19 protein-coding genes are annotated in these 17576 nt (G+C 60.4%); 7 read left to right on the top strand and 12 right to left on the bottom strand.

All coding sequences use genetic code 11. From position 1 onward, the window contains the following. Positions 1–37: 37 nt before the first annotated feature. Positions 38–982, bottom strand: coding sequence for a zinc ABC transporter substrate-binding protein ZnuA (gene znuA, locus PLU01S_RS01525; protein WP_376748339.1), 945 nt, complete (start codon positions 980–982; stop codon positions 38–40). A gap of 65 nt (positions 983–1047) precedes the next feature. Here znuA and PLU01S_RS01520 point away from each other — a divergent pair, with 65 nt between their 5' ends. From PLU01S_RS01520 to znuB, 3 genes are read left to right on the top strand one after another with little or no spacing between them, the layout of a single operon-like run. Further along, positions 1048–1533: a Fur family transcriptional regulator gene (locus PLU01S_RS01520; RefSeq protein ID WP_010796547.1), complete on the top strand. Its 486-nt coding sequence runs from the start codon at positions 1048–1050 to the stop codon at positions 1531–1533. After that, positions 1530–2300 (top strand): zinc ABC transporter ATP-binding protein ZnuC, encoded by a 771-nt coding sequence (gene znuC / locus PLU01S_RS01515; protein ID WP_010796546.1) that lies wholly within the window; start codon positions 1530–1532, stop codon positions 2298–2300. The genes PLU01S_RS01520 and znuC overlap by 4 nt, the downstream gene beginning before the upstream one ends. Beyond that, entirely contained in the window at positions 2293–3078 is a 786-nt protein-coding gene (gene znuB, locus PLU01S_RS01510) for a zinc ABC transporter permease subunit ZnuB (protein WP_037029903.1), read from the top strand. Before znuC ends, znuB begins: the two co-directional genes overlap by 8 nt. A 62-nt stretch (positions 3079–3140) precedes the next feature. Here znuB and PLU01S_RS01505 read toward each other — a convergent pair whose 3' ends face one another. Continuing rightward, positions 3141–4220: a tartrate dehydrogenase gene (locus PLU01S_RS01505; RefSeq protein ID WP_074821298.1), complete on the bottom strand. Its 1080-nt coding sequence runs from the start codon at positions 4218–4220 to the stop codon at positions 3141–3143. Between the two features lie 110 nt (positions 4221–4330). On the opposite strand from PLU01S_RS01505, the gene PLU01S_RS01500 reads away from it, so the two are divergent. Further along, complete coding sequence (locus tag PLU01S_RS01500) at positions 4331–5260, top strand: LysR substrate-binding domain-containing protein (protein WP_074821295.1); 930 nt, start codon at positions 4331–4333, stop codon at positions 5258–5260. Between the two features lie 76 nt (positions 5261–5336). Then, positions 5337–6164 carry an aldo/keto reductase gene (locus tag PLU01S_RS01495; RefSeq protein WP_074821293.1) on the top strand — a complete coding sequence of 276 codons (828 nt, stop codon included), beginning with the start codon at positions 5337–5339 and terminating at the stop codon, positions 6162–6164. A 63-nt stretch (positions 6165–6227) separates the two neighbouring features. On the opposite strand, the gene PLU01S_RS01490 is transcribed toward PLU01S_RS01495, so the two are convergent. The 8 genes from PLU01S_RS01490 to PLU01S_RS01455 form a co-directional block, all read right to left on the bottom strand. After that, the gene (locus PLU01S_RS01490) at positions 6228–6734 is read right to left on the bottom strand and encodes an Rsd/AlgQ family anti-sigma factor (protein WP_010796541.1); all 507 of its coding nucleotides are present in this window, start codon (positions 6732–6734) and stop codon (positions 6228–6230) included. A gap of 162 nt (positions 6735–6896) precedes the next feature. After that, entirely contained in the window at positions 6897–7406 is a 510-nt protein-coding gene (locus PLU01S_RS01485; protein WP_037030661.1) for a disulfide bond formation protein B, read from the bottom strand. A gap of 160 nt (positions 7407–7566) precedes the next feature. Beyond that, the gene (locus PLU01S_RS01480) at positions 7567–8778 is read right to left on the bottom strand and encodes a heme biosynthesis protein HemY (RefSeq protein ID WP_074821290.1); all 1212 of its coding nucleotides are present in this window, start codon (positions 8776–8778) and stop codon (positions 7567–7569) included. After that, entirely contained in the window at positions 8775–9944 is a 1170-nt protein-coding gene (locus PLU01S_RS01475; RefSeq protein WP_074821287.1) for a uroporphyrinogen-III C-methyltransferase, read from the bottom strand. The genes PLU01S_RS01480 and PLU01S_RS01475 overlap by 4 nt, the downstream gene beginning before the upstream one ends. A 23-nt stretch (positions 9945–9967) precedes the next feature. After that, positions 9968–10729: a uroporphyrinogen-III synthase gene (locus PLU01S_RS01470; RefSeq protein WP_074821285.1), complete on the bottom strand. Its 762-nt coding sequence runs from the start codon at positions 10727–10729 to the stop codon at positions 9968–9970. Next, on the bottom strand, positions 10726–11688 hold the full coding sequence (gene hemC, locus PLU01S_RS01465) for a hydroxymethylbilane synthase (protein ID WP_230382228.1): 963 nt from the start codon (positions 11686–11688) through the stop codon (positions 10726–10728). The genes PLU01S_RS01470 and hemC overlap by 4 nt, the downstream gene beginning before the upstream one ends. 108 nt (positions 11689–11796) lie before the next feature. Continuing rightward, positions 11797–12543 carry a LytR/AlgR family response regulator transcription factor gene (locus tag PLU01S_RS01460; RefSeq protein WP_010796535.1) on the bottom strand — a complete coding sequence of 249 codons (747 nt, stop codon included), beginning with the start codon at positions 12541–12543 and terminating at the stop codon, positions 11797–11799. A gap of 4 nt (positions 12544–12547) precedes the next feature. Beyond that, positions 12548–13624, bottom strand: a complete 1077-nt coding sequence (locus tag PLU01S_RS01455; RefSeq protein ID WP_074821282.1) for a sensor histidine kinase — start codon at positions 13622–13624, stop codon at positions 12548–12550. Between the two features lie 142 nt (positions 13625–13766). Between PLU01S_RS01455 and argH the strand changes: the two genes are divergently transcribed. Beyond that, complete coding sequence (gene argH, locus PLU01S_RS01450; protein ID WP_074821280.1) at positions 13767–15161, top strand: argininosuccinate lyase; 1395 nt, start codon at positions 13767–13769, stop codon at positions 15159–15161. Between the two features lie 41 nt (positions 15162–15202). Here argH and PLU01S_RS01445 read toward each other — a convergent pair whose 3' ends face one another. Together PLU01S_RS01445 and PLU01S_RS01440 are read right to left on the bottom strand one after the other, a co-directional pair. Continuing rightward, a complete protein-coding gene (locus tag PLU01S_RS01445) occupies positions 15203–16078 on the bottom strand; it encodes an NAD(P)-dependent oxidoreductase (protein ID WP_010796532.1) in 876 nt (291 codons plus the stop codon). Positions 16079–16163: 85 nt separating this feature from the next. Continuing rightward, complete coding sequence (locus tag PLU01S_RS01440) at positions 16164–16832, bottom strand: glutathione S-transferase family protein (protein WP_074821277.1); 669 nt, start codon at positions 16830–16832, stop codon at positions 16164–16166. 167 nt (positions 16833–16999) lie between these two features. Between PLU01S_RS01440 and PLU01S_RS01435 the strand changes: the two genes are divergently transcribed. After that, positions 17000–17524 carry a RipA family octameric membrane protein gene (locus PLU01S_RS01435; protein WP_125888128.1) on the top strand — a complete coding sequence of 175 codons (525 nt, stop codon included), beginning with the start codon at positions 17000–17002 and terminating at the stop codon, positions 17522–17524. The last annotated feature ends 52 nt before the right edge of the window (positions 17525–17576 follow it).

The following is a 17576-nucleotide window of genomic DNA, read 5'->3' as shown; positions in this document are numbered from 1 at the left end:
CTGCCTCAACGACTCAGCTAGTCAAAATCGCCTTTGCCTAAATTTTACCCAGGCAATCCGTCAGCTTGCCCGTCAGGTTGATCAGCAGCGTCTCATAACCGGAGGCATTGACTGGCGCATCAGCGCCCAGCGGATCCAGTTCGGACAGCGTGACTGGCAGGCCCTGGCTCAGCGTATCGGCCAGACGCGGGCGCAGCGGCGGCTCGGTAAAGACACAGGTGGGCCCAGCGCTCTTGAGCATGGCGCGCATTGCGGCAACATGGCGGGCGCCCGGCTGCACATCCCCACTGATGGCAAATACACCACGGTGTGACAGGCCGTAGGCTTCCTCGAGGTAGTCGAAGGCCTCATGGAAGACGAAATACGGCTTGCCGATCAAGGGCGTCAGATCCTGCTTGAGCTGGCCATCGAGGCGGTCGAGCCGCTGATTGAAGGCTGCCAGATTCGCCTTGTAGCGGTCGGCGTTGGCACTGTCCTGGGCCGAGAGATCGGCAGCCATCCTGGCAGCGATCACACGTGCGTTGTTCAGCGAGAGCCAGAGATGCGCATCGATAGAGCCGGGACGATGGTCATGGTCGTGCTCGAAAGCTTCGTCATGGCCATGGTCGTGTTCGTGCTCGTGATCTGCTTCGGCGCTGAAATTGACGAAGCGCCGCAGGTGCAGATCAGGTAGCTCCTGTATGGCGACGCTGGGCTTGTCCCGGCCGGGCAACACATCCTTGAGAAAGACTTCCATGTCCGGCCCTACCCAATAGAACAGCTGCGCCTCGCGGATGCGCCGTATGTCGGAAGGCCGCAGGGCGTAGTTGTGCGGGGAGGCGCCTGGTGGCAGCAGGACATCGGGCGTATCGACACCCTCTTGCACCGCCGCAGCAATCAGCTGCAGGGGTTTGATGCTGGTCAGTACGTTGACCTCGGCATAGGCCGAGGCTGCAAAAGCGGTCAGGCCGAACAGAGCGCCGGCAATCAGGGATCGGATCACGGAAGGGTCTCAAAGCAGTACGTTTGCAATATAATAACGTCCCTATTCACAAACGGCTCATTTCAATGACGAGTATCCCTCTGGCTTCTCGCCCGCATGACCATTCCCATTGCGTCACCCATGCGCTGGGTGAGGCCGAATCGCTGTGCACGAAGTCCGGTGTACGCCTGACCGACCTGCGCCGCCGCGTGCTGGAGCTGGTCTGGCAAAGCCACAAGCCGCTCGGGGCCTATGACATCCTGGCGGTCCTCAGCGAGCAGGACGGCCGCCGTGCTGCACCGCCGACCGTTTATCGTGCGCTGGATTTCCTGCTTGAAAACGGCCTGGTGCACCGCATCGCCTCCCTGAACGCTTTCATTGGCTGCAATCACCCAGGGCATGCCCACCAAGGTCAGTTCCTGATCTGCCGCCATTGCCATGTGGCGATCGAGCTTGAACAGCCAGCCATTCATGAGGCTATTCAGGCAGGTGCCGGCACGGTCGGCTTCAAGGTCGAAGGCCAGACGGTCGAAGTCATCGGCCTCTGCTCTGCCTGCCAGGACGCTCAATGAGCGATGCGCTGATCCAGCTGTCCGATGTGGGCGTGCGCTTTTCCGGGCAGAACATTCTTGATCAGGTAAACCTGACCCTCACGCGTGGCGAAATCGTCACGCTGATCGGGCCCAACGGGGCTGGCAAGACAACACTGGTGCGTACCGTATTGGGTCTGCTCAAGCCGGACACCGGCAGCGTCTGGCGTCAGCCACGCCTGACGATTGGCTACATGCCGCAAAAGCTGCACGTAGACGCAACGCTTCCGCTCTCTGTGCTGCGGTTCCTGCGGCTCGTGCCGGGTGTAGACCGTACAAGTGCCGCCAGCGCCCTGGCTGAGGTAGGTGCAGATCACTTACTCGACAGCCCCTTGCAAACCATTTCCGGAGGCGAGTTGCAGCGCGTGCTGCTGGCCCGTGCGCTCCTGCGCAAGCCCGAGCTGCTAGTGCTCGACGAGCCGGTCCAGGGTGTGGACGTAAGCGGTCAGGCGGAGCTTTATCGGCTCATTACCCAATTGCGCAACCGCTACGGCTGTGGCGTGCTGATGGTTTCCCATGACCTGCATCTGGTCATGAGCACCACTGATCAGGTCGTCTGCCTGAATCATCACATCTGCTGCTCCGGCCATCCCGAGCAGGTCAGCGGCGATCCGGCCTTTGTCGAACTGTTCGGCCAGGACGCGCGCAGCCTCGCGATCTACCACCATCACCACGACCATGCCCATGAACTGCATGGTGGCGTCGTGATGAAACCCCACGTCCATGGTGAACACTGCAAGCATGGCTGATTTTCTTCTTTACGCCTTGCTCGCCGGGCTTGCATTGGCGGTTGTTGCCGGGCCGCTGGGATCGTTCGTGGTCTGGCGACGTATGGCCTATTTTGGCGACACCCTTTCCCACGCAGCCCTGCTCGGTGTGGCAATGGGCTTTTTGCTTGATGTCAGCCCGACCCTGGCGGTTACCGTTGGCTGCGTCGTTCTGGCTGTGCTCCTGGTCTTGCTCCAGCGCCGCCGGGGCCTGGCCGCCGATACGCTGCTGGGCATCATGTCTCACAGCACCTTGTCGCTAGGCCTGGTGGCTCTGTCCTTCATGAAGGACGTACGGATCGACCTGATGAGCTATCTCTTTGGGGATCTGCTTGCCGTCAGCCAGAGCGATCTGTGGTGGATTCTGATCGGCAGCGTGATCGTACTGGCCGCGCTGGCCGCGCTCTGGCGCCCTCTGCTAGCCATTACCGTCCACGAGGAATTGGCCCAGGTGGAAGGCCTGCCGGTTACGGCCATCCGCATGGCCCTGATGCTGCTCATTGCCATCGTGATTGCGGTCGCGATGAAAATCGTCGGCGTCCTGCTGATCACGTCGCTGCTCATCATTCCCGCCGCTGCCGCGCAGCGCCATGCCCGCAGCCCCGAGCAAATGGCCTTTGGCGCCAGTGTGCTGGGTATCATTGCGGTGTGCCTGGGCCTATCGCTGTCGTGGTATCAGGACACGCCTGCCGGCCCCTCCATCGTGGTCTCGGCCGCAGCGCTCTTCCTGCTCAGCTTTACCCTGCCCCGACGGGCGTAAGCATCACTGGACCTGAAAAGCCCCGCCGAGGCGGGGCTTTTTATTAAGCCAGAAGAGACCCTTCAGAACTGCGCGGCAATGGCCTTGCCAAGCGCCTCGGTCGTTCCCGTCCCGCCAATATCCCGTGTCAGCGGTGCATTGTCCGGACCTTTTGCCAGAACGGTCTCGATGGCAGCCAGTACTGCCGCGCCGGCGTCATGGTGGCCCAGGTGCTCCAGCATCATCGCGCCGCACCAGATCTGTCCGATGGGATTGGCAATCCCCTGGCCTGCAATGTCCGGCGCCGAGCCATGGACGGGTTCGAACAGGCTGGGGAAGCGGCGGTCCGGATTGATGTTGGCCGAAGGCGCAATACCGATCGTACCCGTGCAGGCCGGGCCAAGGTCGGAAAGAATGTCCCCGAACAGATTGCTTGCCACGACGACGTCGAACCAGTCCGGATGCAGCACAAAGTTCGCCGTCAGGATATCGATGTGGTACTTGTCGACCTTGACCTCTGGATAGCCTGCCGCCATGGCTTCTACCCGCTCGTCCCAGTAAGGCATGGTGATGGAAATGCCGTTGGATTTGGTGGCCGAGGTCAGGTGTTTCTTCGGACGCCGCTGCGCCAGCTCAAAGGCGAACTTGAGGATGCGATCGACCCCGATACGGCTCATGACCGTTTCCTGCATGACCACTTCGCGCTCGGTGCCGGCAAACATCTTGCCGCCGATGCTGGAGTATTCGCCTTCGGTATTCTCGCGCACCACATAGAAATCGATATCACCCGGCTTGCGGTTGGCCAGCGGGCTTCTCACGCCCGGCATCAGGCGGCAGGGGCGCAGGTTCACGTACTGGTCGAAGTCACGGCGGAATTTCAGCAGCGACTCCCACAAGGAGACATGATCAGGAACCACCTCGGGCCAGCCCACCGCGCCAAAGTAAATCGCGTCGTAGCCCTTGAGCCGTTCGAACCAGTTGTCCGGCATCATCTTGCCGTGCTTCACGTAGTAATCCGCACAGGCAAAATCAAACCAATCCCATTGCAGCGTCAGGTTGAATGCCTTTGCAGCGGCATCCATGACCCGAATGCCCTCAGGCATGACTTCCTTGCCGATGCCATCGCCGGGAATGACTGCAATCCGGTAACAGGGCGTGCTCATGGGCGAATCCTCTTGTAGTTGATACACAGTCCGGCCAGTGTTATTCACTCCCCTGACCCACACAATTCGCCTTTGACGAAAGCCATTATTGAATCCAGGTAAAGAATTGCATGTCCGCCATCGATGACCTCAGCTTTTTCCAGCGCGTCGCCACACGGGGCAGCCTTACCGCCGTGGCGCGTGAGCTGGGGCTGTCACTGCCTGCAGTAAGCAAGCGACTGACGCAGCTGGAACAGCGCCTGGGCGTTCAGCTGGTACAACGCACGACGCGGCGGCTGGACCTGACGGCAGAAGGCGAGCTGTACCTGGAGGGCGCCCGGCCGATTCTCCAGCAGTTGGAGGAGCTGGAAAGCGCCTTGGGCAACCAACGCCAGACCTTGCGCGGGCAGCTCAGAATCAACGCAACCTTTGGCTTTGGGCGACGCCACCTCGCCCCTGTCCTGTCCCGCTTCGCCCAGGAGTACCCTGATGTCGAGCTATCCCTTGAGCTGACCAGCCAGCCGCTCAGCCTGCTGGACCAGGGCATGGATATCGGTATTCGCATGGGCGAGCCGCCGGACTCACGCCTGGTCGGCCATCGCCTGCTGGGCAATCCGCGCCTGCTCTGTGCCTCTCCAGCCTATCTGAGCCGCTCCGGTACGCCCCATGAGGTATCCGAGCTGAGTGCACATAACTGCATCGTGCTGCGCCAGGATGGCAGCGACTACGCTATCTGGCGCTTCCATAAGGAGGGACGTGAGTACGCCCACAAGGTCAGCGGCAGCCTGTCGAGCAATGATGGAGAAGTTGCCCTGCAATGGGCGCTGGACGGCCATGGGCTGATCCTGCGCTCCTGGTGGGATGTCCATGAGCACCTCGCCTCGGGCGCCCTGCTGCCGCTGCTGACCGCGTACGAGGCACCCCGTGCCGACATCTACGCGGTCTACCCGTACCGCCGGCACGTGCCTCGCCGTATCAAGGTCTTTGTCCGCTATCTGGCCCAGGCGTTGGAGGCGCGTCTGCCCCATGCTCCCGAGCCCGTTCGTAACGCGCCGGGATAGAAACGGCTTCTCCCCGGTCGTATCACCGATACCGCCGGAAATATACGACTCCCTTCATCTCGACACAGGAGTAATCATGTCCTCGATTCCGAGCCTTCAACTCAATGACGGTCACCATATTCCCCAGTTCGGCCTGGGTACCTGGAAAACCCCGAACGAAGAAGCGCCCCAGCTGATCCGCTCAGCCCTCGAAATGGGCTACCGCCACATCGATACAGCGGCTGCCTATAATAACGAGGAAGGCGTAGGCCAGGGCATCGCTGAATCCGGCATCGACCGCAGCGAACTCTTCGTGACAACCAAGCTGTGGAACGAGCGCCAGGGCTTCGACGAAACCCTCAAGGCCTTTGACGAGAGCCTGTCCAAGCTCAAGCTGGACTACGTAGACCTCTACCTCATTCACTGGCCCTGCCCCAAGGCTGACAAGTTTCTGGATACCTGGAAAGCGTTCCTGCGCCTGCGTGAAGAGGGTCGCGTTCGCTCGGTAGGCGTCTCCAACTTCCGCCAGGAAGATCTGGAGCAAATCATTCTGGAAACCGGCGTAACCCCAGTGGTGAATCAGATCGAAGTTCATCCGCTGCTGCAGCAAAATGCCCTGCGCGAAGTGAACCGTCAGAAGAATATCCTGACCGAAGCCTGGAGCCCGTTGGCTCAGGGCGGCGAGCTGCTCAAGCATCCTTTGTTCCAGGAACTGGCGAAAAAGCATGGCAAGACGCCTGCTCAGGTCATCCTGCGCTGGCATGTCGAACTTGGCTCAATCATTTTTCCTAAATCCACCAATCCCGAACGTATCCGTGAAAACGCCGATATCTTCGACTTCAGCCTCGACAGCGATGACATGCAAAAGATCGCCGCTCTGGATGAAGGCAAGCGCCTGGGCCCGGATCCGGCAGAATTCTGCTAATCCATCGGGCACAAAAAACCCCGCTTAGGCGGGGTTTTTCATGTGCATCGATCAGCGCGTCACTCAATAGACCGGCTGTTGAGACGCGGCCACGCCGGGCGTGGACATTGGCTGCAGCTGATGCGAATTGTGCAGCACTTCGATCAGGCAGTCTTCAAGCTCGAAGCGCTCATCGAGCAGTTTGCCCAGTTGCTGCAGCTCAACCAGCAGGCGAGCCGGCTCATGGCAGTCGCCACTGTCGCAACGGTCATTGAAATTCAGGGCAGCCTCGGTCAAGGCCTGCAGGCGTGGATAAACGGTATGGGCAAATTCCATGGCACGCTGATCATCAAAGGCCTTTGCCTCGTTCATCAGTTGCTCATAGATTTCGAAGTGCCCTGCCGATACATAGTCCACGAGCAGATCGCACAGCTGCTCAAGGCCCTTGTGGTTTACCATCGGAGCCAACTGAGGCTCTAGCTGCAGGGCTTGATATGCCGTTACCAGTTTTTGACGTTCCTGCAACCAGCGATCAATCATCTGGTGCACCCCACCCCAACGTTCTTGTGCATTTCGGCAACGTTCAAGCATGACGAACTCTTCCTCAGCGGCGAAACAATAGCCCCGACGGTCTTCGTCGTAAGGCGTTCGACCCGGTTAATCCAACCAGAGACTGTTCGGACACCGTCGAAGCAGAGTAGTGCCGTTCAGTGATCGACTGCAACCCCTGCGACCTGCTGAACGGCCTTCCGATTATCGGACAATGACACCACGGGAGCGGCGGAAGAACTGATAGATCGAAAGCAGAATAAAGCCGGTAAAGGCCAGCAGGCTCCACTCCGGCACGCTCATGCCAAACAATGTCCAGTTCACTTCGGCGCAATCGGCCGTGCCATGCAGAACCAGGCGCACAACGTCCTGGAATGGCAGGGCCTGCATCATGTAATCCAGGCTGGGCAGGCAGGCAGGCAGCTGGTCGGCCGGTAACGTCTGCAGCCACACTTGCCGACCGGCGGTCGCAGCGCCCAGGGCCGAGGACAGAAAGATCAGGACCGCATAGACACGCTGGCCGCGGGTAGCCGGATTATGCAGGGCCGCGATGAACGCCAGGATGCCGGCGATGATGAAGAATATCCGCTGGACGATACAGAGCGGGCAGGGTTCAAGGCCGAGGACGTGCTCAAGGTAAAGGCCGGCGGCCATGAGCACGGCGCAAGCAATAGCGATTAGCGAAAAAATAAAACGCGGGCTAGTCACGAGCAGGACGGCTCCAAAAGAAATAGAGGTCGCTACGGTAGTGAAAGCGTTGCGGCCTTTCAAGCGAAGTAAAGCAGCTTATACGCGGTAGGGCGGATGAGAGGTGCTGCAAGGGGGATAAAGGGTCTGGCGTGAAGAAGCGCACCAGACCCTGCATAAACACCTCTTAGGCCCGCAGCGCCGGAGGAGTCGGGCGGCTGCCGGTGCTTTCCAGCAGCAATTGGTTGCTGCGATCCGTCTCGCCCAGATGGGTCAGAAGACGTGCCAACTCACCGCAGGCCTCGGGTGTGCGCTGGGCGCTCAGGCTGGCGTCGAGATAATCCCGCGCCTTACCCCAGAGTTGGTTGGTCTGACACAGACGGCCCAGCGTCAGCAACAGAACGGGGTCGTTTGGACGGTTACGTAGCCAGCCCTCGGCCAACTGCAGCTGTTTGGCCGGGTCACGGCTCTTGATGTAGCCATACAGGCGGACCAACCGGTCGTCGTAATTACGCTTGATGGCAGCACGCAGTACGTCCTCGGCATCATCCTCTCGGTTCAGCTCATGCAAACGAGCCGCGTAGGCATGGGCGATTTCCACGTCGCTTTTCAGCGCACTGGGGACCTGCTGCCATTGGCGCGCTATTGCCTGTATAGGTGCCTCATCGCCAATGGGGCTAACCTCATCCAGCGAGGCCAACCAGGCGCGGCGCTCAAGATCACTTAATTCCGATTCGCCCAGAACCCGCTGTTTGCGCAACTCCGGCAACAGGCCGATCAGTGCCGGCCAATCACGCGTGGTCACATACAGGCGCTGCATCAGTGAGAGTACGTAGGGATGCTTGGGATACTTTGCATGCAAAGGCGCCAGGCTTGCCAGTGCCTCGGAATACTGCGCCCGATGGATCTGCAATTGAGTCTGAGTCAGACCGATGGCCACATCGGCATGGGGCTCGCGCTCTCGGGCCTTCTGCAGAAGCGCGTCGCTTTCTTCGTACTGACCCATCTCGTTGGCAGCCCGGGCGGCACCCAGATAGTGAGTCAGCGGGTGTGCATCGCTTTCCGCTGCAGTCTTCAGGTGCTTGAGCGCTGACGACCAGTCACCTTCAGCCAGCTCCAGCTGACCACGATGAGCGGCCTGGGCGACACGGCGCTGCTTGTTGTAACGCGACCAGGGATTGACCACTCGGCCCGAAACGCCAAGGGCCGACAAGGCCAGCCGCAACAGGTACAGGACGATCACGGCCGCTACGATCAGGGCGAGGAACCCCCAGAAGCTCGATTCGTAACGGAAGCTGTTGTAGGAGAACAGCACATAGCCTGGCTCATCCGCCATGATGACGGCTACCCCGAGGGCAACCAGTACGGCAAATAGGAACAGCAGAGTCAGTCGTTTCACAGTTGCTCCTCCTGGGCAGGCGACGCAGCCGGGGGTGCAGGCTGGGCAGAAGTAGTCGATTCAGGTTGCTGACGGCGGGCGATATACGCCTGAAGAGCCGACAGCGTCGGGCTGAGATCCGGTGGATTGAGCGTTACAGGCTTGTCCGCCAGCTCGCTCAAGGTCTCACGAACCGCGCGGCTTTCAGCGTTCTGGCTATTGAAGTGAGCCTCAAGAACGCCTTGCGCCTGGGTCAGCGCACGCTGGTAGACCGCCTGGTTGCCATTGAGTGCTCCCCACTGAGCTTGCTCAAGGGCCAAGTTCATGGCCAGGCGGACCTGGGCCAGGCTTTCCTCAGCCAGCAGCGGCTTGATGGGTTTGTCCGCTGAAAAATCGATCCGGAAGTAGCCGGAAACACGCTCGCGCAGGCGCTGCCAGGCACGCACGAAGCGGTTCGTGCTTTCCTCGCTGGCCTGGACACCAGGCTGGTCCCCCTCGGGGTGCACAAAGCGCGGCGGCAGCGGCTCAAGCGTCTGTACCTGATCTCGCAAAGCGGACAGCCGAACGAACAGACCGGTGCGGTCCAGATCCGGCAACTGGCGCAGCGCCTGCTGACTGCTCGCCAGCTGCTGGCGCACGGCAAAGGCGCCCGGATCGTTCTGCGACTTGAGAATCTCATCGACCGCCTGGAGCAGGTTTTGCGCGCTGGGCACATCCTGCAGCGCTGTCAGGCGCAGCGTGGCCATGCGCATCAGGTGCTCGGCCTCGGTCAGACGCCAGACTTGCCGGCTTTGCCCAACCACTTCATTGAATTGCTGGGCCAGGTGCTGCTGGTCGGCCTGCAGCTGGCTCATCAGCCGGCGGCGGCTTTCGAAATCTTCTGCATTGGGCAGCTTTTCCAGCTGAGCGGCCAGAGCCTGCTCACGCTGCTCGACCTGACGCGTCAGGCTACGGGCATCTTCAAGCTGAGCCAGCTGGGCATGATCCTGCTCATGCAGGGTCCGTGTCTGCCAGAGGCTCCAGCCACCGGCCGCCAGGCCGGCAGCGCCTACCAGTAATGCCAGCAGAGCCAGCCCGGCACTGCCACGCCGGGGCTTTTCCGGAGTCGGGGCAGGTGGAGGCGTCGCGTTGACGGTCTCGCCAGATGCCGGTACGGCATCGTCAGTGGGAGTGACTGTTTCGCTCACAAGTCCTTCCTTTGATCGGTTATTCAAGGATGATGCTCTTCAAGCGCCGCCAGTACCGCAGCGGTACTGGCGCCATGACAGGTAATGACACGCTGGATACCGGCCGCGCGGGCCTGCTCGGCCACACGCTCGCTGGGTACCAGCAGCGGCACCGAACACACGTCCGGCCATGCAGAGCCGGCCAGGGTACGCAGGTGCGCGAAACTCTGCCCACTGCTGACCATGATGCCATTGAGGCGTTCCGCTGCAAGGCACTCGGTCAGGGCATTTTGTGGATGATCCGGCAATACGCGCCGGTACAACTCAAGGTAGTCGACCTGCACGCCTCGCTCACGCAGCGTGTCGGCCATGGTTTCCCGGCCACCTTCGCCCCGCAGGATCAGCACGCGGGGATCAGCCTCCTGCAAGGCTTGATCAAGCTGCGGCAAGGCCAGGATGCCCTCGCTGTCTTCGCTCTGGTCGGGCGTGATGACCGAAAGGCCATAGGCTTCGAGAATATCCGCCGTGGCGGCGCCTACGGCGAACCAGGTCTGGTTAATGGGCGGCTGCGGCCAGTACTGGTCAAGCCGCTCCAGGCCGAGCCGGGCGGCCGGCTTGCTGACCACGATGACCGCCTTGTAGCGGTCCAGATCCAGCACGAGGGTGCGCTGCTCCGGTGTCTCAGGCAGCGGCTCGATGGCCAGTAACGGCAGGCTGGCGCTGTGAATACCCCGCTCGTCCAGTGCAGCCGCCAGAGGTATGCACTCTTCGGCCGGACGGGTCAGAAGCAGCCGCCAGGCCGTCATGGCTGAGCAGCCTCGTCGTAAACGGCCCGCAGAATGTCACCGGCGCCCTGGGCAAGTAGCTCATCCGCAACCTGGATACCCAGTGCAGACGGGTCGATAACCGATCCCCGCGCCTCGGCGCGCAGCAGCAGGGTGCCATCCGGCTGACCCACCAGGCCACGCAACCAGAGTTCTTCGCCTTCGCGGATGGCATAGCAGGCAATGGGCACCTGGCAGCCGCCGTTGAGATGGCGGTTCATGGCGCGCTCGGCAATGACGCGCTGCTCGGTCTCCAGATGATGGAGCGGCTTCAGGAGTTCGTGGACTTCGGCATCGTCCGTGCGGCACTCGATGCCTACCGCGCCCTGTCCACCTGCCGGAAGGCTGTCTTCGACACTGATGGATTCACGGATGCGGTCCTGAAAGCCCAGACGGATCAGCCCGGCCGCTGCCAGGATGATGGCGTGATAATCGCCTGCATCCAGCTTGGCAAGGCGCGTATTGACGTTGCCCCTTAGGAAACGGATCTCAAGGTCTGGGCGTTGGGCCAGCAGCTGGGCCTGACGGCGCAGACTGGAAGTACCCACAATGCTACCGGCCGGCAGATCCGCCAGACTGGAATAGGTGTTGGAAACGAAGGCATCGCGTGCATCTTCCCGCTCGCAGATGGCGTAGAGCCCAAGGCCTTCGGGAAACTCCATCGGCACATCCTTCATGGAATGCACGGCAATGTCGGCCTCGCCTTCGAGCAGCGCCGTTTCCAACTCCTTGACGAACAAGCCCTTGCCACCAATCTTCGCCAGCGGTGCATCGAGCAGCTTGTCGCCCCGGCTGGTCATCGGCAACAGACTGACGTGCAACCCCGGGTGGGCTGCCTCCAGACGGGCCTTTACATACTCGGCCTGCCACAGGGCAAGCGCACTTTGACGCGTGGCAATGCGAATCTCGCGGTTCATGAGCCTATTCCGGGATTGAAACATGACCGGAATGATAACAGGCTCTCCTGTCGCAAGCCGCTTTCGCCCTGATAGGCAAGACCAATCGTCCGCGCGCCGTGCGCACAGAACGGCAGGTCCTGCCCCTCAGCGTCACAGGTTCTGCATCAGGCGTCGTACACCGGCTACATGTCGTCGGCTGACCGTCAACGCATCGCCATTGAGCCCTTTCAGATACAGCTGGAAATGGCCCAGCGGCGTACGCTGCAAGCGCTCGATCCTCTCCCGCGCCACCAGGGCATTGCGGTGGATACGGACGAACCGGTCACCGAACTCGTCTTCCAGCGCCTTCAGCGGCTCGTCCAGCAGGACTTCACCGTTGCCGTGACGCAGGGTCACGTATTTGTGATCGGCAATGAAATAAACGACATCATCCAGCGGAATCAGCTCGATGCCCTTGCGGGTCCGGGCGCTGATATGGCTGCGCGGCCCCGGACCGCCGCTGGACGGCGGCTTGGTCAGTGCAGCCAGCTGAACGCGATTAGGGCGTTCGGCTTTTTTCAGGGCCTCCTCAAGATCTTCCTGGCGTACCGGCTTGACCAGATACCCCACGGCACTGACCTTGAAGGCCTCCAGTGCAAATTCATCATGGGCGGTTACGAAAATAACCGCAGGCGGTGCTTCTCGCTCGCATAGTCGGGCAGCTACTTGTAGCCCGTCCAGACCTGGCATACGAATATCGAGCAATACGATATCCGGCTTCAGGCTTTCGACCAGGGCCAACGCTTCTTCGCCATTGCTGGCGGAGGGCTCCAAGACTTTATAGCCGTCTAGTTGCCCAACCAGACGGGCCAGACGCTCGCGCGCCAACGGTTCGTCATCGACGATTAGGACGTTCATAGGCTCAGGCTTCCTGCGTGAGTCGCTCGCATGGATAGCGAAGACAGGTTATGTGCCGTTGGTCACGGCGTTCGATTTTGAGACTCGCTCCCGGGCCGAAAAGTGCCGTTAGTCGCGATTCGATATTGGTTAAAGCCTGTTTCGTACCTTTTGGCGGCCGAGGATGTTGCTCGGCCTGCTCATCGAATGGATTGCTCATCGATAATTCGAATATCCCTGCGACATAGGTCGCCTCGACCACCACACATCCACCCTCGATCCGCGGCGCAATCCCGTAAATCAAGGCGTTTTCCAGAAGCGGTTGCAGCGTCAACTGCGGGATCGGCAGATCATCCGGCACACCATCGATGCGCCAGTCGACCTGAAGACGATCTTCCAAGCGTAGCTTCTCGATCTCCAGGTAGCGACGTGACAGCTCCAGCTCTTCCGACCAGCGAATCCGTGTTCCAGGCTTGGACAGGCTGGCCCGGAACAGGCTGGACAGGTCTAGCACGGCACGTTCAGCCTTGTCGGCGTCGATGGCGATCAGGCTGGCAATACTGTTGAGACTGTTGAATAGAAAATGCGGACGGATACGGGCCTGAAGCGACTCGATCCGTGCCTTGAGTTCGGCCTGCTGCTGGCGCCGCCACTGGCTCTGCAGATAGAAATACCGCAGCATCAGGGCCGACATGATCAGCGCGATAAGGGCATGCCGCTCATACAGCTTGACCTCGCCGGACTGCTGCATAGGGCCGGCCAGCTCCAGCCAGTCAGCCACGGCAGTGCAGGCCAGGGTCAGCCCCACCACCAGGGCGCAGCAGATAACTCCAGCCAATGCCGGCTTCAGGCGTGCCAGAAAAGGCCGCAAACGGCAGAGAACAGCGGCCGAGAGCAGCACGTTCCATTGCACGAACAGCGAGACCAGCGCCAACCGTACCCAGTTGAAGGATGTGGTCAGGGGATCGGCCAAAACGAGCACCAGGACCAGCAGTTCCGCCAGCACAATCAGGACAAGCAGGGCTTCCGACTCGCATAGCTCCGGTACGAAAAACTCATCGACCGGGGCAGGCCGGCGCTTGGTCAGGTATTTGATAGGCATGGTCAAAGTGTTTACTACTATCCGACGAACGGCAAGGTTGTTTTAAAGTTAACGGGATAACTGTGGTGCACGTTGCACCAGCGCAAGGCTGTTATCATCCCGTTACGTCCATTCACGTTCAGTGCCATTTGCGAGCCCACCAATGAGCAACGAAAAAACCAATCAATCCTGGGGCGGTCGCTTCAGCGAACCCGTCGACGCCTTCGTCGCACGTTTTACCGCTTCGGTCGACTTCGATAAGCGCCTGTACCGCCACGACATCATGGGCTCCATCGCTCACGCCACCATGCTGGCCAAAGTGGGTGTATTGACGGATGCCGAACGCGACGCCATCGCAGACGGACTGAACCAGATCCAGCACGAAATCGAGACAGGCCAGTTCGAATGGCGCGTCGATCTTGAAGACGTGCACATGAACATCGAAGCCCGTCTTACTGACCGTATCGGCATCACTGGTAAAAAACTTCACACCGGTCGCAGTCGAAATGATCAAGTCGCGACAGACATTCGGTTGTGGCTACGCGACGAGATCGATGTAATCCTTGCGGAGATCACCCGCTTGCAGCAGGGTCTGCTGGAGCAGGCCGAGCGTGAAGCTGACACCATCATGCCCGGCTTCACCCATTTGCAGACCGCGCAGCCCGTGACGTTCGGCCATCACCTGCTGGCCTGGTTCGAGATGCTGTCACGCGACCATGAGCGTCTGGTGGACTGCCGCAAGCGCGTGAACCGCATGCCGCTGGGCAGCGCCGCCCTGGCCGGAACCACGTACCCAATCCAACGCGAGATCACACGTGAGCTGCTGGGCTTCGAGGCCGTTGGCGGCAATTCGCTGGACGGTGTATCCGATCGCGACTTCGCCATCGAATTCTGCTCGGCTGCCTCGCTGGCCATGATGCACCTGTCGCGCTTCTCTGAAGAGCTAGTACTGTGGACGAGCGCCCAGTTCCAGTTCATCGATCTGCCCGACCGCTTCTGCACGGGCTCCTCGATCATGCCGCAAAAGAAAAACCCGGACGTACCGGAGCTGGTGCGTGGCAAGACGGGCCGGGTGTTTGGCGCCCTGACGGGCCTGCTGACGCTGATGAAGGGCCAGCCCCTGGCCTACAACAAGGACAACCAGGAAGACAAGGAGCCGCTGTTCGACGCTGCCGACACGCTGCGTGATTCCCTGCGCGCCTTTGCCGATATGATCCCGGCTATCAGGCCCAAGCGCGACGTTATGCGTGAAGCCGCCCGTCGTGGTTTCTCCACGGCTACCGACCTGGCTGATTATCTGGTGCGCAAGGGGCTGCCCTTCCGTGATTGCCACGAGATCGTGGGACACGCCGTGAAGTATGGAGTGGACTCCGGCAAGGATCTGGCCGAGATGAGCCTGGAAGAACTACGCCGTTTCAGCGATCAGATTGAGCAGGACGTGTTTGACGTCCTCACCCTGGAAGGCTCGGTCAACGCCCGTGACCACATCGGCGGCACCGCACCGGCGCAGGTCCGCGCCGCCGTTCAGCGCGGCCGGGAATTACTGGCGAGCCGGTAAACCGGAACGGGCGCCATACACGTGATGGCGCCCTGCTCTGCCTATGCCTGCCCGGAGCGCTTGAGCGCACGACCGCCCAATGCAGACCAGTCCAGATGCCCCTCGCCCTGGGCAACGGCTTCCAGCAGGTTATCCCGCAGCACACTGCCAAACGGCAGCGGTACGTTCTTCGCCTGACCGGCACTTAGCGCCAGCCCGACATCCTTCAGGCCAAGGGTCAGCTTGAAGGCAGCCGGCTCGAAGCGCTGCTCGGCAATCATCGCTCCGTAATTCTTGTAAGCCGGTGCCGCAAACAGGGTGTTGGTGAGGATATTCAGCAGATCCGCTGGCTCGACGCCATAACTCTTGGTCAAGGCGGACGCTTCGCCCATCGTCTCGATAGCGCTTGCCAGCATGAAATTACCGGCAATCTTGACGATATTGGCCCGTAGCGGGTCCTCACCCAGCGGCCATGTCGTTTGGCCCATGGCATCCAGCAACGGTTGGACCTTATCCACCGCAGCCTGCGGGCCGGCCACCACAATGTTCAGCTTGCCGGCTACGGCCACATCGGTACGCCCGAAGACCGGCGCGGAGATGTAGTCGACGCCTGCCTTGGCATGACGCTCGATCAATTCGGCTACAAAGGCAACCGACAGCGTGGCCATGCTGAGGTGGATTGCCCCCGCGCGGGCACGGTCCAGCGCGCCACTGTCGAGAATGACGGCGCGGGTAGAGGCATCGTCCGCCAGCATGGACACCACCACCTCGGCATCAAATGCGTCCGCGGGCTCGCTGGCGGCCTTGGCACCCTGGCTGACCATTTCCTGAACCGCCTGCTGCGAGCGATTCCAGACCAGGACCTCATGGCCGGCCTTGATCAGGTTGCCGGCCATGCCCTTGCCCATTCCACCCAAACCGATGAATCCGATACGCATGACAATGTCCTCGTTGCTGATGGCTAAGTGCTGGATTGACCATCATGCCAGACAGGCGTGCCCTGCGACCGACAAAACGCTTGGGTCAGGCGCTTTCCAGACGCTTGCGAACCATGGCCAGGAAACTGCTCATGGATTGGGCCTTTTCTTCATACAGCCGCTGCACATGGGCGTTCTGCTTCAGGCGATCCAGCAGCGACTGGGCAGCCGGAAAGCCTGCCATAAGGTCAAGGCTGAACAATTGCTCGGCAACCCCACGGGCAAGGTCGATGCTGTAGAGAAAGTAGACATCGGCCAGGGTCAGCGTATCGCCTGCCACATAAGGCGAGAACGCCCCCTGCCGCTTGAGCGTGGCGATACCGGATCTTAATTCGTGACGGGCCTTTTCCTTGATGGCTTCGTCGACCTTGGCGCCAAAGAATACCTCTGGGTAACACTGACGCGCCGGCAGCTCGATATAGAGTTCGATCTCGCGCATGAGGGTACGCACGCGGGCACGCGCGAACGGATCGGTCGGCAACAGCGGCGTTCCCGGTTGGGTTTCCTCGATGTACTCGAGAATCACGCTGGTTTCGCTGATAAAGCCATGTTCGGTTTCCAGCACCGGCACCTTGCCGCAGGGGCTGATGGTAAGAAACTGTTCGTCCTGGCTGGGGAAAACCGTGACGGATTCGAATTCCAGCCCCTTTTCGAGCAACGCAAACTTGACCATGTTGTAGTAGTTGCTGACGGGAAACCCATAGAGCTTGAGCATTCGACATGCCTCCAAGGCATTGGACAGATAAGCCAGATAACCGTAGACGCCCAATGCGGCGGTGAAAAGTTTTTCTTGTACAAGACTTCGCGCGTTGCCTTTGAACCGGAACTCTACACGGTCTTAAAAGCCCTACAAGAGAGCTTTTTTGAGCAGGAGCGATCCACATGATGAGCCCTACGGGAGCCGCGCATCCCCGTACGGACAAGGCGGAAACACTCTTTGGCAGCCTCCGGGAGCAGCTTGATTTCTACCGCGCGGAGATCCAGTTCGAGTCGTCGATGTTGTCCAACCGGACCAACGCCTATCTGTCGTCGCAGTCCTTTCTGATGATTGCGTTCGCGTCTTCAATGAGCAATACCAACAGCCAATGGGGCACTCAGTTCACCCTATATGTGCCCACTCTGCTGGCATTGTTGGGGTTGGTGACATCGATCCACGCCTGGCCTGGCATCAAGGCTGCCTTTGATGTAATCGAGCATTGGCACCGCAAACAATGCGAGCTGCTGGACACCCTGAACGAACCCTGTGTAACCCGCGTGACGCCGCTTTACGGCGCAGGAAACGAGCCTCTCAATGGCAGCCGTTACCGAAAATCGCTGCTGTTTTCGCTGCGCTCCCCGCTTATCTTTAGTGTGGTATGGGCGTTTCTGGGTGTGCTGGCGGTCTCGCTGCATCTGCTGTACGGCTAAGTAAAAGGCTACGGATGTGAGCTGCTGATCATCGGTCAGCCTCTACAAGCGT

The sequence above is a fragment of the Pseudomonas luteola NBRC 103146 genome (assembly GCF_002091675.1).
GTDB classification, from domain to species: domain Bacteria; phylum Pseudomonadota; class Gammaproteobacteria; order Pseudomonadales; family Pseudomonadaceae; genus Chryseomonas; species Chryseomonas luteola.
This window is presented reverse-complemented; position numbering and strand designations above follow the sequence as displayed.

Coding starts and splice junctions, on each gene's coding strand:
- PLU01S_RS01520 (WP_010796547.1), top strand. CDS start 1,048: ATGACGAGTATCCCTCTGGCTTCTCGCCCGCATGACCATTCCCATTGC.
- znuC (WP_010796546.1), top strand. CDS start 1,530: ATGAGCGATGCGCTGATCCAGCTGTCCGATGTGGGCGTGCGCTTTTCC.
- znuB (WP_037029903.1), top strand. CDS start 2,293: ATGGCTGATTTTCTTCTTTACGCCTTGCTCGCCGGGCTTGCATTGGCG.
- PLU01S_RS01505 (WP_074821298.1), bottom strand. CDS start 4,220: ATGAGCACGCCCTGTTACCGGATTGCAGTCATTCCCGGCGATGGCATC.
- PLU01S_RS01500 (WP_074821295.1), top strand. CDS start 4,331: ATGTCCGCCATCGATGACCTCAGCTTTTTCCAGCGCGTCGCCACACGG.
- PLU01S_RS01495 (WP_074821293.1), top strand. CDS start 5,337: ATGTCCTCGATTCCGAGCCTTCAACTCAATGACGGTCACCATATTCCC.
- PLU01S_RS01490 (WP_010796541.1), bottom strand. CDS start 6,734: ATGCTTGAACGTTGCCGAAATGCACAAGAACGTTGGGGTGGGGTGCAC.
- PLU01S_RS01470 (WP_074821285.1), bottom strand. CDS start 10,729: ATGACGGCCTGGCGGCTGCTTCTGACCCGTCCGGCCGAAGAGTGCATA.
- hemC (WP_230382228.1), bottom strand. CDS start 11,688: ATGTTTCAATCCCGGAATAGGCTCATGAACCGCGAGATTCGCATTGCC.
- PLU01S_RS01460 (WP_010796535.1), bottom strand. CDS start 12,543: ATGAACGTCCTAATCGTCGATGACGAACCGTTGGCGCGCGAGCGTCTG.
- PLU01S_RS01455 (WP_074821282.1), bottom strand. CDS start 13,624: ATGCCTATCAAATACCTGACCAAGCGCCGGCCTGCCCCGGTCGATGAG.
- argH (WP_074821280.1), top strand. CDS start 13,767: ATGAGCAACGAAAAAACCAATCAATCCTGGGGCGGTCGCTTCAGCGAA.
- PLU01S_RS01445 (WP_010796532.1), bottom strand. CDS start 16,078: ATGCGTATCGGATTCATCGGTTTGGGTGGAATGGGCAAGGGCATGGCC.
- PLU01S_RS01440 (WP_074821277.1), bottom strand. CDS start 16,832: ATGCTCAAGCTCTATGGGTTTCCCGTCAGCAACTACTACAACATGGTC.
- PLU01S_RS01435 (WP_125888128.1), top strand. CDS start 17,000: ATGATGAGCCCTACGGGAGCCGCGCATCCCCGTACGGACAAGGCGGAA.